12 protein-coding genes are annotated in these 12,770 nt (G+C 72.7%); 5 read left to right on the top strand and 7 right to left on the bottom strand.

Annotation, left to right across the window (positions count from 1 at the left end):
• Positions 1 to 130 precede the first annotated feature (130 nt).
• Both Aut01nite_RS21810 and metF read right to left on the bottom strand, forming a co-directional pair.
• On the bottom strand, positions 131 to 796 hold the full coding sequence (locus Aut01nite_RS21810) for a CDP-alcohol phosphatidyltransferase family protein (RefSeq protein WP_043523851.1): 666 nt from the start codon (positions 794 to 796) through the stop codon (positions 131 to 133).
• Between the two features lie 169 nt (positions 797 to 965).
• Positions 966 to 1,889 (bottom strand): methylenetetrahydrofolate reductase [NAD(P)H], encoded by a 924-nt coding sequence (gene metF, locus Aut01nite_RS21805; protein WP_043523852.1) that lies wholly within the window; start codon positions 1,887 to 1,889, stop codon positions 966 to 968.
• Positions 1,890 to 1,956: 67 nt separating this feature from the next.
• On the opposite strand from metF, the gene Aut01nite_RS21800 reads away from it, so the two are divergent.
• Positions 1,957 to 3,027: a polyprenyl synthetase family protein gene (locus Aut01nite_RS21800; protein WP_043523853.1), complete on the top strand. Its 1,071-nt coding sequence runs from the start codon at positions 1,957 to 1,959 to the stop codon at positions 3,025 to 3,027.
• 85 nt (positions 3,028 to 3,112) lie between these two features.
• On the opposite strand, the gene Aut01nite_RS21795 is transcribed toward Aut01nite_RS21800, so the two are convergent.
• Positions 3,113 to 3,463: an Rv2175c family DNA-binding protein gene (locus Aut01nite_RS21795; RefSeq protein WP_043523854.1), complete on the bottom strand. Its 351-nt coding sequence runs from the start codon at positions 3,461 to 3,463 to the stop codon at positions 3,113 to 3,115.
• 9 nt (positions 3,464 to 3,472) lie between these two features.
• Here Aut01nite_RS21795 and Aut01nite_RS21790 point away from each other — a divergent pair, with 9 nt between their 5' ends.
• The 3 genes from Aut01nite_RS21790 to Aut01nite_RS21780 all read left to right on the top strand — a co-directional run bounded on the left by Aut01nite_RS21790 (position 3,473) and on the right by Aut01nite_RS21780 (position 7,202).
• Positions 3,473 to 4,243, top strand: coding sequence for a hypothetical protein (locus Aut01nite_RS21790; protein WP_152628582.1), 771 nt, complete (start codon positions 3,473 to 3,475; stop codon positions 4,241 to 4,243).
• A gap of 101 nt (positions 4,244 to 4,344) precedes the next feature.
• The gene (pknB, locus tag Aut01nite_RS21785; protein WP_043523856.1) at positions 4,345 to 6,336 is read left to right on the top strand and encodes a Stk1 family PASTA domain-containing Ser/Thr kinase; all 1,992 of its coding nucleotides are present in this window, start codon (positions 4,345 to 4,347) and stop codon (positions 6,334 to 6,336) included.
• Positions 6,324 to 7,202 carry a deoxyribonuclease IV gene (locus tag Aut01nite_RS21780; RefSeq protein ID WP_236642611.1) on the top strand — a complete coding sequence of 293 codons (879 nt, stop codon included), beginning with the start codon at positions 6,324 to 6,326 and terminating at the stop codon, positions 7,200 to 7,202. Before pknB ends, Aut01nite_RS21780 begins: the two co-directional genes overlap by 13 nt.
• On the opposite strand, the gene Aut01nite_RS21775 is transcribed toward Aut01nite_RS21780, so the two are convergent.
• The gene (locus Aut01nite_RS21775; RefSeq protein ID WP_043523857.1) at positions 7,189 to 8,058 is read right to left on the bottom strand and encodes a LysR family transcriptional regulator; all 870 of its coding nucleotides are present in this window, start codon (positions 8,056 to 8,058) and stop codon (positions 7,189 to 7,191) included. The two genes, Aut01nite_RS21780 and Aut01nite_RS21775, sit on opposite strands and share 14 nt — an antisense overlap.
• A gap of 71 nt (positions 8,059 to 8,129) precedes the next feature.
• Here Aut01nite_RS21775 and Aut01nite_RS21770 point away from each other — a divergent pair, with 71 nt between their 5' ends.
• Positions 8,130 to 8,834 carry a CTP synthase C-terminal region-related (seleno)protein gene (locus tag Aut01nite_RS21770; RefSeq protein ID WP_043523934.1) on the top strand — a complete coding sequence of 235 codons (705 nt, stop codon included), beginning with the start codon at positions 8,130 to 8,132 and terminating at the stop codon, positions 8,832 to 8,834.
• On the opposite strand, the gene Aut01nite_RS21765 is transcribed toward Aut01nite_RS21770, so the two are convergent.
• From Aut01nite_RS21765 to Aut01nite_RS21755, 3 genes are all read right to left on the bottom strand, one after another.
• Positions 8,815 to 9,834 (bottom strand): threonine aldolase family protein, encoded by a 1,020-nt coding sequence (locus tag Aut01nite_RS21765; RefSeq protein ID WP_043523858.1) that lies wholly within the window; start codon positions 9,832 to 9,834, stop codon positions 8,815 to 8,817. The two genes, Aut01nite_RS21770 and Aut01nite_RS21765, sit on opposite strands and share 20 nt — an antisense overlap.
• A complete protein-coding gene (locus Aut01nite_RS21760) occupies positions 9,827 to 11,233 on the bottom strand; it encodes a class II 3-deoxy-7-phosphoheptulonate synthase (protein ID WP_043523935.1) in 1,407 nt (468 codons plus the stop codon). The genes Aut01nite_RS21765 and Aut01nite_RS21760 overlap by 8 nt, the downstream gene beginning before the upstream one ends.
• A 65-nt stretch (positions 11,234 to 11,298) precedes the next feature.
• Complete coding sequence (locus Aut01nite_RS21755; RefSeq protein WP_043523859.1) at positions 11,299 to 12,768, bottom strand: glycosyl hydrolase family 18 protein; 1,470 nt, start codon at positions 12,766 to 12,768, stop codon at positions 11,299 to 11,301.
• Between the last annotated feature and the right edge of the window lie 2 nt (positions 12,769 to 12,770).

Genomic DNA, 12,770 nt, shown 5'->3' with positions numbered 1-12,770 from the left:
GGTCACCGGGATGGGCGGCGGGAATCGCCGGTCACCGGGATGGGCGGCGGGAATCGCCGGTCACCGGGATGGGCGGCGGGAATCGCCAGGCGGCGCGGCAGGCGCCGATCACCGGGGACGGGCGGCGGAATCAGCGCAGGGCGGCGCGGACCGCGCGGGTCAACTGCGCCAGGCCGATCAGTTGCAAGGTCAGCCAGACGGTGACGGCGACGATCAGGACCGGGACGGTCCAGGTGGGAACGATCAGCGCGGCGAGGGCCGCCAGGACGCAGCCGGTGATGGTGACCGCGACCCGGGTCGGGCGTTCGCCGACGGTGACGACACCGATGTCGGGCATGCCGGCCGCCGTGGCGCGGGCCCGGACGTACTCGTGCAGCCAGCTCGCCGCACCGGCGCAGACGGTGAGCCAGCCGGGGACCCCGGCCACCCAGAAGGCGGCCAGCCAGGCGATCTCGCCGATCCGGTCGGCGACCGAGTCGTACACGAAACCGGTCCGGGTGATCCGTCCGGTGATCACCGCGACCGCCCCGTCGAGGCCGTCCGCGGCCGCCGCGAGCAGCACCAGGATCGCGCCGGCGGCGAGGCCGGGCGGGCCGGTCAGCGCCGCGAGCGGCACGGCCAGGCAGAGCGCGAGACCGGCGAGGGTCACCGCGAGCGGCCCGACCCGGTTGCGGGCGAGCCAGGAGCCGATCCGGTACGCCCCCCGCACCCATCCCCGGACCAGTGGTGACGCCTGCCGGGGATCGAATCCGCCGTGCAGCCCCGACCACACCACGGCATAGTCGTCCCAGGTCATGCCCGCCCCGGCAGGACCCCGGCCGGTTCCGGCAGGACCCCGGCCGGTTCCGGCAGCCGGAGCAGGGGAGCCCGCCGGCTCGGGGGCGGGTGGCTTGGCGGGCGGGACGCCACCGCCCGCGGCCCCGGTCAGGGCCGGCGGGTCGGTGGGGGTGGGCTGCATGGCCGGGTCAGGCGGCGGTGGCGATCTCGGCGGGCGCCAGGAGCTGCCAGACCTCGCGGGTCGCCGTCGACCTGTTCAGGGTGATGAAGTGGATCCCGGGGACGCCCTCGGCGAGGAGCCGGGCGCACATCTCCGCGCACGTCTCGATGCCCAGGGCCCGGACGGCCTCCTCGTCGCCGGCGAGGCGCTCGAAGCGGCGCAGCAGGGCCGGCGGGAACGGCGCCCCGGACAGCACGGCCGAGCGTTCGATGGTGGCCATCCTGGTGACCGGCATGACGCCGGGCAGGATCGGCGTGTCGCAGCCGGCGGCGGCGACCCGGTCGCGCAGGCGCAGGTAGTCGTCGGCGTCGAAGAACATCTGGGTGATCGCGAAGTCGGCGCCGGCCCGGCATTTGCGGACGAAGTCGCGGGTGTCGCTCTCCACGTCGGGTGAGCGGGGATGTTTGTACGGGAACGCGGCCACCCCGACGCTGAAGGTGCCCGACTCGCGGATCAGCCGGACCAGGTCCTCGGCGTAGCGCACGCCGTCGGGGTGCGCGATCCACTCGCCGGTCGGGTCGCCGGGCGGGTCGCCGCGGACGGCGAGGATGTTGCTGATGCCGGCGCCGGCCAGGCGGCCGATGACGTTGCGCAGCTCGGCGATCGAGTGGTCGACGGCGGTGAGGTGGGCCATCGGCAGCAGGGTGGTCTCGGTGGCGACGCGCTCGGTGACGGCGACGGTGGTGTCCCGGGTGGTGCCGCCGGCGCCGTAGGTGATCGACACGAAGCTGGGCCGCAGTGACTCCAGCTCGCGGATCGCCTGCCAGAGGAACTGTTCGCCGGCCGGGGTCTTGGGCGGGAAGAACTCGAACGAGAACGTCGGCGCCGGGCCACGGACCAGGTCGCCGACGGCGGGGGCGCCGGGCATCCGGGTGGGAAGACCGAGGGACATATGCGAACTGTACCGGCCGGCACAGCCGTTGATCGGCTGCGCGGGGGCACGCGATACCGTCAGCCGGGTGACGATTTCTCCACTCGATCGGGCCGGTCTGCGGCCCCGTGTCGACAAGGCGCTCTCCGGTTTCCTCGCCACCCAGCGGGCCCGCCTGCTGGAGATCGACCCGGCGCTCGCCGAGGTCGCCGACACGGTGTCGGCGTTCGTGCTGGGCGGGGGGAAGCGGCTGCGGCCGGCGTTCGCGTACTGGGGGTTCCGGGCCGCCGGCGGTGTGGATTCCAGCGAGGTGGTGGCGGCGGTCGCGGCGCTGGAGCTGGTGCAGGCGAGCGCGCTGATCCACGACGATCTGATGGACCGGTCGGACACCCGCCGCGGGGAGCCGTCGGTGCACCGCCGATTCGAGGTGCTGCACGTCGACGAGGGCTGGCGGGGCGGCGCGGCCGGGTTCGGGGACTCGGCGGCGGTGCTGCTCGGCGACCTGGCCATGGTGTGGTCGGACGAGATGCTGCACTCGTCCGGGATGGGGTTGGCGGAGCTGGCCCGGGCGCGGCCGGTCTTCGATCAGATGCGGACCGAGGTGACCGTCGGGCAGTACCTGGACGTGCTGACCCAGGCGACCGGGGAGATGTCCCGGGAGCGGGCCGGGAAGGTGGCCCGGTTCAAGTCGGCGAAGTACACGGTCGAGCGGCCGTTGCTGCTGGGCGCGGCGCTCGCGGGCGCCGGTCCGGAGGTCTTCGCGTCGTACGCGGCCTTCGGTCTGCCGCTGGGTGAGGCGTTCCAGATGCGCGACGACGTCCTCGGTGTGTTCGGCGATCCGGCGCAGACCGGCAAGCCGGCCGGCGACGACCTGCGCGAGGGCAAGCGGACCTACCTGGTCGCGGCCGCGTTCGAGGCGCTCGGCGCGGCGGGGCGGGCCGAGCTGGACCGGGCGCTGGGCGACCCGGGGCTGGACGACGCGGGGGTGGAACGGCTGCGGGCGGTCATCCGGGAGTCGGGCGCGCTGGCCGCCACCGAGGCGCGGATCGACGCGCTGAGCGGTGAGGCCCTGGCCGCGCTGAAGGCGGCGCCGGTCGAGGACGAGGGACGCGAGGCGCTGCTGGCGCTGGCGGACGCGGCGGTCCGCCGATCGGTCTGAGTGGCACGGGCCCCGGAGAAGGGGCGGGCACCCGGACTCCGTGTGGATCCGGGTGCTTCCGCCGTACCCAGAGAAAGGTCTTGATCTAGAAGCCGAGGGCCTGCGCGCGCCGCTTGGCCTCCCGGGCGCGGTCACCGCCCAGGGCGATCGCCGCGTTGCCGTCGAGGGTCTCGTCCGGTTCGTAGAGCCACTTGAGGGCTTCTTCGTCGTTGTACCCGGCGTCATGGAGCAGGGTCAGAACCCCGGGCAGGTGCTTGAGCACGGTGGCGTTCGCCACCAGCTCGGCGGGCACCACCCGGACGCCGTCTCTGCGGACCGCGAGCAGTGAGCCCTCGCGGATCAGCTGGTGCACCTTGCTGATCGTCACACCGAGCTTTTCGGAAACGTCCGGCAGGGTGATCCACCCTGCCGGGCCGGGGGTTACGGGATCGGTCACCAGTACAGCGTGCCAGACCGGATCGGAGAACTGTTGATGAGCCTGTGGCGCAACGTCCGCGGCGAGATGGCCGGCGCATGGCGGTCGATCTGTTACGACCTGGGCCGGCGCCGGGCCGCGCCGTCGTCGCCGAGACCGGATGTCACGTCGACCGGGATGGAGACGTTCCCGGGTTCCCTGGTCGGCCTGCCCGTGCCGCCGGTGGAGACGGACGCCCGGCCACCACGGCGATTTGTCGCGGTTGCCGCGTTCTGTGCGCTGTCCCTCTGCGGGGCCGCCGGGTCGTACCTCGTCGCGACCACGGCGTTCGCCGACCGGATGGGTGACCGCGTCTCCCCGGTGGCGCCGCCCGCGGCCGCCCCGGCCCGGCCGGCCTTCGAGGCGACGGAGGACGCCATGGGCGGCGTCCCCGCGAGCACCGGCCGGCCGCGCACAGCCATCGCGGCCACCGCGGCCACCGGACCGGGGCCCGCCCGGCCGCCCGGCACGACCGCCCCCGCCGCCCCGGCCGCCCCGGCCGCCGCCCGGAAGCCGGCGCCTCCCGCCGCGGCCCGGCCCGCTCCGGGCCGCACCGGCATCCCCGAGGTCACCACGTCGCCGGACTGTGGCTGCGAGGCGCCGCCGGTGCCGACGCCGACCGCGCCGTCACCCACTCCTTCGGTGTCGGATTCCGGCTCCCCGTCCCCCTCCGCCAGCCCGGACACGAGCCTCTCCCCCACCCCGGACACCAGCTCGCCAGGGCAGCGAAGTGACCGCCGTCACCGTCGCCAGCGGCACTGACAGCGAGATCGCCCCTGGTCGGAAGCGTCTGGATACCCGTTTGGACTCAGCTGTGACATCCTGGGACACCCTCACGGGAAAGACACATACACTTCACGCCGATGGACACCACAGTCGCCGATACGTTGATCGGCACAACGATTGACGGGCGCTACCGGATCACCGGTCGCGTCGCCCGTGGTGGCATGGCGACCGTCTACCGGGCCACCGACGAGCGGCTTGAGCGCACCGTCGCGCTGAAGATCATTCACCCGTCACAGGCCACCAACGTCCACTTCGTCGACCGTTTCACCGACGAGGCCAAGACGATCGCCCGCCTGACCCACCCGAACGTGGTGGCCGTCTACGACCAGGGCCGGCATCAGGGGCTCCCCTATCTGGTGATGGAGTTCGTGCAGGGCCGCACCCTGCGGGATCTGCTGAGCCAGCGCACCCGGCTGACCCCGGTCGAGGCCCTGGCGATCCTGGAGCAGATGCTCGCCGCGATCGCCGCCGCGCACCGCGCCGGCCTGGTGCACCGCGACGTCAAGCCGGAGAACGTGCTGGTCGCCGAGGCCCCCAGCGGCGGATCCGCGGATTTGGTCGACGCGGTGGTGAAGGTGGCCGACTTCGGTCTGGCCCGCGCCATCGAGGCCAGCACCGTCGACGACTCCGGCCAGCTCATGGCCACCGTGGCGTATGTCGCTCCCGAGCTCGTGCAGACCGGGCAGGCCGACGCCCGCACCGACGTCTACTCGGCCGGCGTCGTGCTGTTCGAGATGCTCACCGGCCGGGTGCCGTACGACGGCGCCGAACCCGTCGAGGTCGCCTGGCAGCACGTCGACAACGACGTCCCGCCGCCCTCCCGGATCGTTCCCGGCCTGCCCACGGTGCTCGACCGGCTGGTCGCCCGGGCCACCCGGCGTGACCCGGCCGCCCGGCCCACCGACGCCGGCGGGCTGCTGACCGAGGTGCAGGCCGCCCGCGAGGGCCTCGGCGTCACGCACGCCGAGACCGCGATCATGCGCCCGGTCCCCGGTGTGCCCCGCCCGGCCGACGCGACCGCGATCGTGCCCGCCGTCCCGGCCGCGGACGCCACCGCCCTGGTGCCGCAGATCCCGGCCGGCACCTATCAGGCCTCGCACCGCCCGTCCTGGGCCCGGTTGCCGGAGCAGGGCGGCCGCACCGCGCCGCACCGCCGGACTGCGCCGCCGGCCGCCGGCCTGGCCGGTTTCTTCGCCGACCGGCGGCGGGTCGTGCTGACCTCGCTGATCGCCGTGATGGCCGTCGTCGTCCTGGGCAGCGCCTGGTGGGTGACGTCGGGGCGATACACCGAGGCCCCGACGCTGCTGACCATGACCGAGGCGCAGGCCATCGCGCTCGCCGACAAGGAGGGCTTCACCGTCCTGGCGGGCGACGGGGTCTACAGCGCCGAGGTCCCCGAGGGCTCCGTGGTCAGCCAGACCCCGGGCGCCGGCGAGGAGATCGTCAAGGGTGACGCCATCACGGTGAACCTGTCGCTCGGTCCCGAGATGCACGCGGTCCCCGACCTGGAGGGTCAGGAGCTGGAGTTCGCGAAAGCGGCGCTGGCCGACCTGAAGCTGAAGGTCAAGCAGGGCGCGGGCGTCTACAGCGACGTCGCCCCGGCGGGCGTGGTCGTCTCCACCAACCCGAAGGCGGGCACCAAGCTCAAGCCGGGCGCGACGGTCACCCTGGTGGTGAGCAAGGGCAAGCCGCCGATCGACATACCGGACGTGGTCGGCAAGAACATCAACGAGGCTCGCCAGTTGCTCAACGAGAAGGGCCTGAAAGCGGTCGAGGAGTCGGTGGAGAGTGACCGCCCGCGGGACGAGGTCGTCAGCCAGACGCCCAAGGCCGGCACCGGCGCGGAGAAGAACACCGAGGTCAAGCTTCAGATCAGCCTCGGCCCGCCGCTGCTGACGCTGCCGGACTTCAACAACCAGCCGTGCCCGCAGGCGCAGCAGACCCTGCAGGGCATGGGCCTGCAGGTCCAGATCAACATCGACCCGAACGCGACCGTCCGCGGGCAGAACCCGCCGGCGAACACCCAGGTCGAGCCCGGGAGCTTGGTGCAGCTGACGTGCTTCCTGTAAGTCAACGGATCGGCTCGCACACGAAGACGTCGGGAGGGCTCGCCAAGGCCGCCCTCCCGTACGTGGACGCCGCGGGTTCGGAAACCCTCCAGGTGTACGTGTCCAACTCCCGGGGCTGGGCGCTGCCGGCCGGCGATCCGAAACAGGACACCCTGTTCCGCGACGGCATCGGTGAGCGCGGGCTGCCCGCCTTCATCCACGCGTCGCTGCTGGTGAACCTCGGGTCGCCGACCGAGCTGACGGTGGAGAAATCGGTCGCCACGCTGGCGCACGCGCTGGACCGGGGCCGGGCGATCGGCGCGACCGCCGTCGTCTATCACGCGGGCAGTTCGGTGGACGAGTCGCACGACGGCAAGGCCCTCCATCAGGTACGCGAGGCGCTGCTGCCGCTGCTCGACCGGGCCGCCGCCGAGGGCCTGCCGAGGATCCTGGTGGAGCCGAGCGCGGGCGGCGGGCGCAGCCTGGCCTCCAAGGTGCAGGACCTGGAGGCCTACCTGGCGGCGGTGGAGAACCACCCGTGGATGGGTGTCTGCTTCGACACCTGCCACGCCTGGGCGGCCGGCCACGACCTGGCCACTCCGGGCGGCATGACCGCGACGCTCGACGCGCTGGTCGCGGCGGTGGGCCCGGGCCGGCTCCAGCTGATCCACGCGAACGACTCGAAGGACGAGTGCGGGTCGACGCGGGACCGGCACGAGACGATCGGCAAGGGCCGGATCGGTGCGGCCCCGTTCGCGGAGCTGTTCGCGCATCCGGCCACCGCCGGCGTCCCGGTCATCGTCGAGACGCCGACGGTCGAGCACGAGGGCCATGCCGCCGACATCGCCCTGCTGAAGAGCCTGCGCGTCCCCGTCACGGGTTCCTGAGCAGCGACGCGGCGAGGGCGGCCGCCGGCTCGCCGGGGTCCTCGGGGCGCAACAGCTCGATTCGGTGCACCAGCCGGGGCGCGGTGATCGGCACCCCGGCCAGGCCGGGCCGGGCCGCCACCAGTCCGGCCGGCAGCACGGTCAGCCCCTGCCCGGCCTCGGCCAGCCCGATCAGAACGGTGACGTCACCCCCGTCGTAACGCATCCCGGCGCGCAGGCCGTCGACCGGCAGCCGTGCGCGGGGCGCCACCACTGGCGCGTCGATCCAGGCGGCATCGGCCAGGTCGGCCAGGTTCACCCCGGTCCGGCGGGCCAGCGGATGCCGGGCCGGCACGGCCACCACCGCCGGCTCCTCCCCCGCCCCGATCGCGCCGGCCCGGGGCTGGTGCGGCAGCGGCAGCGGATCGCTCGGCGCCGCGAAGCCGTCGACCAGGGCCAGGTCGATCTCGCCGGTGACGGCGGCGGTGACGATCCGGTCCCGGCCGTCGACGAGCACCCGGCTGGACAGCCGGGGGTGTTCGGCCCGGATCCGGGCCAGCGCCGCCATCACCCGCGGCGACCAGGCGAGTGGGGTGAGCCCGACGATCAGCCGGCCGGGCGGGGCGACGGAGCGGGTCACGTCGGCGCGGGCCGCGGCGAGCCGGGTCAGCAGGAGTGTGGCGTGCCGGTGCAGGCGCTCGCCGGCCGTGGTGAGGGCGACCGGGCGGCGGGTCAGCAGCGGGATGCCCAGGTCGGCTTCGAGGGCGGCGATCTGCTGGGAGACCGCCGACTGGGTGTAGCTGAGCCGCTGGGCGGCGGCGGAGAACGAGCCGGTCTCGGCGACGGCCACGAAGGTGCGCAGCAGGTGCGGATCCACATCAGCGATGCTAATGCCGGCTTCACCGATGATCGTTGGACCTGATCGCGGCGATCCCGAAGACTTGGCACATGATCACGATTGCCCTGGTCGGGGACCGGTCACCGGCCGTCCGCGCCCACACCCGCATCTCCGCCCTGCTCGACGTGCTGCGCGAGGAAGGCGATCTGGACGCCTACTGGATTCCCACGCCGGATGCCGAGGATCCCGCGGTGCTGCACGGGTTCGACGGGATCTGGATGGTGCCGGGCAGCCCGTACCGCAGCGTCGACGGCGCCCTGGCCACGGCTCGCGTCGCGCGTACCGGCGGCATCCCGTTCCTCGGCACCTGCGGCGGTTTCCAGCACGCCATGCTGGAGTTCGCCCGCGACGTCTGCGGCCTGACCGGCGCGCACCACGCCGAGTACGGCGCGGACGACGGGGAGGCGCTGATCGTCGCCCTGGCCTGTTCGCTGGCCGGGCACGAGGCGACAGTCGACCTGACCGCCGGGTCCCTGATCGAACGGCTGCTCGGGACGTCCCGCACGGTGGAGCGCTACCACTGCTCGTACGGCGTCTCGGAAGCCCACCTGGACGCCCTCGCCGCCGGCGGGATGCGTTTCACCGGCCACGACGAGACCGGCGCGGTCCGGGCCGCGGAGCTCCCGGACCACCCGTTCTACCTGGCCACGCTCTTTCAGCCGGAACTCGCCGGGGACGGGACGGACCCGCACCCGATCATCCGCGGTTTCGTCCGGGCCGCCGCCGACCGGGCGATCAGGCCAGCAGTTCGCTGAGGACCTCGATGGCCTGGTCCATCGCCTCGTCGTCGAGGTCCAGGTGGGTGACCAGCCGTGCGGTGCGCGGGAGCATCGCGGAGATCAGCACGCCGCGTTCGGCGGCGCGTGCGGTGAGCGTGGGCGCGTCCAGGTCGTGCTTCGACAGATCCAGCGGTACGAGGTTCGTCCGCACCCTCTCCGGATCGACCACCCCGAACCCGGCGAGGGCCTCGGCGATGATCCGGGCCCGCTCGTGGTCCTCGGTGAGCCGCCGGACGTGGTGGTCGAGCGCGTACCGCCCGGCCGCGGCGAGGATGCCGGCCTGCCGCATGCCGCCGCCCATCCGTTTGCGGATGACCCGAGCCCGGGCGATCCGTTCCCGGCTGCCGACGACCAGCGAGCCGACCGGCGCGCCGAGTCCCTTGGACAGGCAGACGGACAGGGTGTCGAAGAGCGCGCCGTACTCGGCGAGGGTCACCCCGTCGGCGACGTGGGCGTGCCAGATCCGGGCGCCGTCGCAGTGCAGCGCCACCCCCTGAGCCTGGGTGACGGCCCGCAGGTCCTTGAGGGTGGCGAGCGGGACGACCCCGCCGCCGCCGAGGTTGTGGGTCTGCTCGACGGCGATCGCCGACGTCGGCACCGAGGGGTAGCCGGCCGGCCGGATCATGCCGGCGATCCGCTCGGCGTCCAGGTCGGCGCCGTCGGAACCCCAGGTCCGGGTCTGGATGCCGCCGTACCAGGCGCCGGCGCCCAGCTCGTAGGTGACGACGTGCGCGTCGCCGCCGGCCAGCAGCTCGCCACCGGCCGGGACGACGAGCTGCATCGCGATCTGGTTGGCCATCGTGCCGGACGGTGCGAACAGCGCCGCCTCGTGCCCGAACAGGCCGGCGACGTACGCCTCCAGCTCGTTGACGGTCGGGTCGTCGCCGAACACGTCGTCGCCGACCGCCGCCTTCGCCATCGCCTCCCGCATCCCGGCGGTCGGCCGGGTCACGGTGTCCGAACGCAGGTCAGCCACGAAGCATCTCGGCGACCAGGAACGCCAGCTCCAGACTCTGCTGGGTGTTGAGCCGCGGGTCGCAGGCGGTCTCGTAGCGGCCGGGCAGGTCGAGGTCCTCGATGCCCTGGGCGCCGCCGAGGCACTCGGTGACGTCCTCGCCGGTCAGCTCGACGTGGATGCCGCCCGGGTGGGTGCCGAGGCCGCGGTGCACCTCGAAGTAGCCGAGAACCTCGTCGACCACCCGGTCGAAATGCCGGGTCTTGTAGCCGTTCGACGACTCGTGGGTGTTGCCGTGCATCGGGTCGCACTGCCAGACGACCTTGGCGCCGGAGGCGTGCACCTTCTCCACGATCGGCGGCAGCACGTCGCGGACCTTGCCGTTGCCCATCCGGCTGATCAGGGTGAGCCGGCCGGGGATGTTGTCCGGGTTCAGCTTCTCGCACAGCTCGATCGCGGTCGCGGGCTCCGTGCCGGGGCCGATCTTGACGCCGATCGGGTTGGCGATCCGGCTGATGAAGTCGATGTGCGCGTGGTCGAGCTGGCGGGTCCGCTCGCCGATCCACAGGAAGTGGCCGGACAGCCCGTACGCCCGGCCGTCGGAGACGCGGGTCAGCGCCCGGTCGTACTCCAGGGCGAGGGCCTCGTGCGAGCAGTACAGGCTGACCGTGCGCAGCGCCTCGCTGTCGGTCATGCCGCAGGCGCGGATGAAGTCGAGGGCCCGGTCGATCTCGCGGGCGATCGCCTCGTACCGCTCGCCGGCCGGGGAGGCGCGGACGAAGTCCTTGTTCCAGTCGTGGAGGCCGTGCAGGTCGGCGAGGCCACCGGAGAGGTACGCCCGGAGCATGTTCATGGCGGCGGCGGAGTTCGCGTACGCCCGGATCATCCGCTGCGGGTCGGCGACCCGGGCCGCCTCGTTCGCGTCCAGCGAGTTGATCAGGTCGCCCCGGTACGCCGGGAGGCCGAGCGCGTCGGTCGGCGAGGAGCGGGGCTTGGTGTACTGGCCCGCGACCCGGGCCACCTTGACCACCGGCATCGACGCGCCGTACGTCAGCACGACGGCCATCTGCAGCAGGGTCCGCGCGCCGGCCAGCAGGTGGCTCTCGGTGTTGTCGGCGAACGTCTCGGCGCAGTCGCCGCCCTGAAGAAGGAACGCCCGGCCCTCGCACACCTCGGCGAGCCGGTGCCGCAGCTGGTCGACCTCGTAGGGCGCGACGATCGACGGCACGTTGTCGAGGACCTTGCAGACCTCGGCGACCTCGCCCATGTCCGGCCAGGGCGGCATCTGGACACGCGGCAGGCTGCGCCAGTGGTCCAGGCCGAGGGCCTCGTCCTCGGCGGAGTCGGTGGACGGGCGGGACGTCTGCAGAGCAGGGTTGCCCACCCCGGGGTGACTGAGCTGATGCCACTCACGACGCATGCGGAAAGCGTACGGAAGAGGGGCACCGACCTTGCGGCCGGTGCCCCTCTCTTTCACTGTGGGCTTTACAGGTTGCTCTTGATCGCGCTGATCAGCTCACCGTTGGTGGTGTCACCGGAGAGCTCCCAGAAGAACGCGCCGCCGAGACCCTGGTTCTTCGCGTAGGTCATCTTGCCGGCGATGGTCGACGGGGTGTCGTAGCTCCACCAGTTGTTGCCGCAGAGCGCGTACGCCGTGCCGGCGATCGTGCTGGTGGCCGGGCACTTGGTCTTGAGGACCTTGTAGTCCTCGATGCCCGCCTCGTAGGTGCCGGGCGCCGCGCCGGTCGCCGAGCCGCCCGGGGCCGCCTGGGTGACGCCGGTCCAGCCACGGCCGTAGAAGCCGATGCCCAGCAGGATCTTGCTGGCCGGAACACCCTTGCTCTTCAGCTTCTGCACGGCGGCGTCGGAGTTGAAGCCGGCCTGCGGGATGCCGGCGTACGAGGTCAGCGGCGAGTGCGGAGCCGTCGGGCCCTGCGCGGCGAAGGCGCCGAAGTAGTCGTACGTCATCGGGAAGATCTTGTCCATCTTCTGCGCCGCGGTGGCGTAGTCGGTGGCGTCGATCTTGCCGCCGTTGCTGCCGTCGGCGGTGATGGCTGCCGTGATCAGAGCGTTCGAGCCGAACTTGCCACGCAGCGCGGTGATCACGTTGTTGAACGCGTTCGGGCCGCTCGTGTCGCAGGTCAGGCCGCAGGCGTTCGGGTACTCCCAGTCGATGTCGATGCCGTCGAAGACGTCCGCCCAGCGCGGGTCCTCGACCAGCTTGTGACAGGAGTCGGCGAAGGCGGCCGGGTTCTTGGCGGCCTCGGAGAAGCCACCGGACCAGGTCCAGCCGCCGACCGAGTAGATCACCTTGAGGTGCGGGTACTTCGCCTTGAGCTTGCGGAGCTGGTTGAACGAGCCACGCAGCGGCTGGTCCCAGGTGTCCGCGACGCCGTCGACGCTCTCCGCGGCGGTGTACGCCTTCTCGTAGTCGGCGTAGGAGTCGCCGATGCTGCACTTGCCGCCGGTGGTGTTGGCGAACGCGTACAGGATGTGGGTCAGCTTGGCGGCCGAGCCGGACGTGTCGATGTTCTTCACGTGGTAGCCGCGCCCGTAGACGCCCCACTCCGCGAAGTAGCCGACGACCCACTTGTCACCGGGGTTGGTCGGCGGCGTCGTGGGCGGCGTGGTCGGGGGTGTGGTCGGCGGCGTCGTGGGCGGCGTGGTCGGCGGGGTGGTGGGCGGCGTGGTGCCGCCCCCGCAGACGCCGTTGTCGATCCAGACGGCCCACTGAGTGCTGTTGGTGGCCGGCGACTCGCCCTGCGTCCACCACTTGGCGGTGTAGTTGTGGCCGTTCTGTGAGGCGACGTTGTCCTTCACATAGGCGGTGGTCGAACTCCATGCGGGGGCACATGCGGCGGCTGCGGCTGCGGACGCGGACACGGCGGGAACCGCGACACTCGCCGCGATCACGACCGTGCCGGCGAACAGCGCCCGGCGGGTGGTTTTGTGCACGG

The sequence above is a fragment of the Actinoplanes utahensis genome (assembly GCF_016862455.1).
GTDB classification, from domain to species: Bacteria; Actinomycetota; Actinomycetes; order Mycobacteriales; family Micromonosporaceae; genus Actinoplanes; species Actinoplanes utahensis.
The sequence above is the reverse complement of the archived record's forward strand: the minus strand, read 5'-3'. Positions and strand labels throughout refer to the sequence as shown.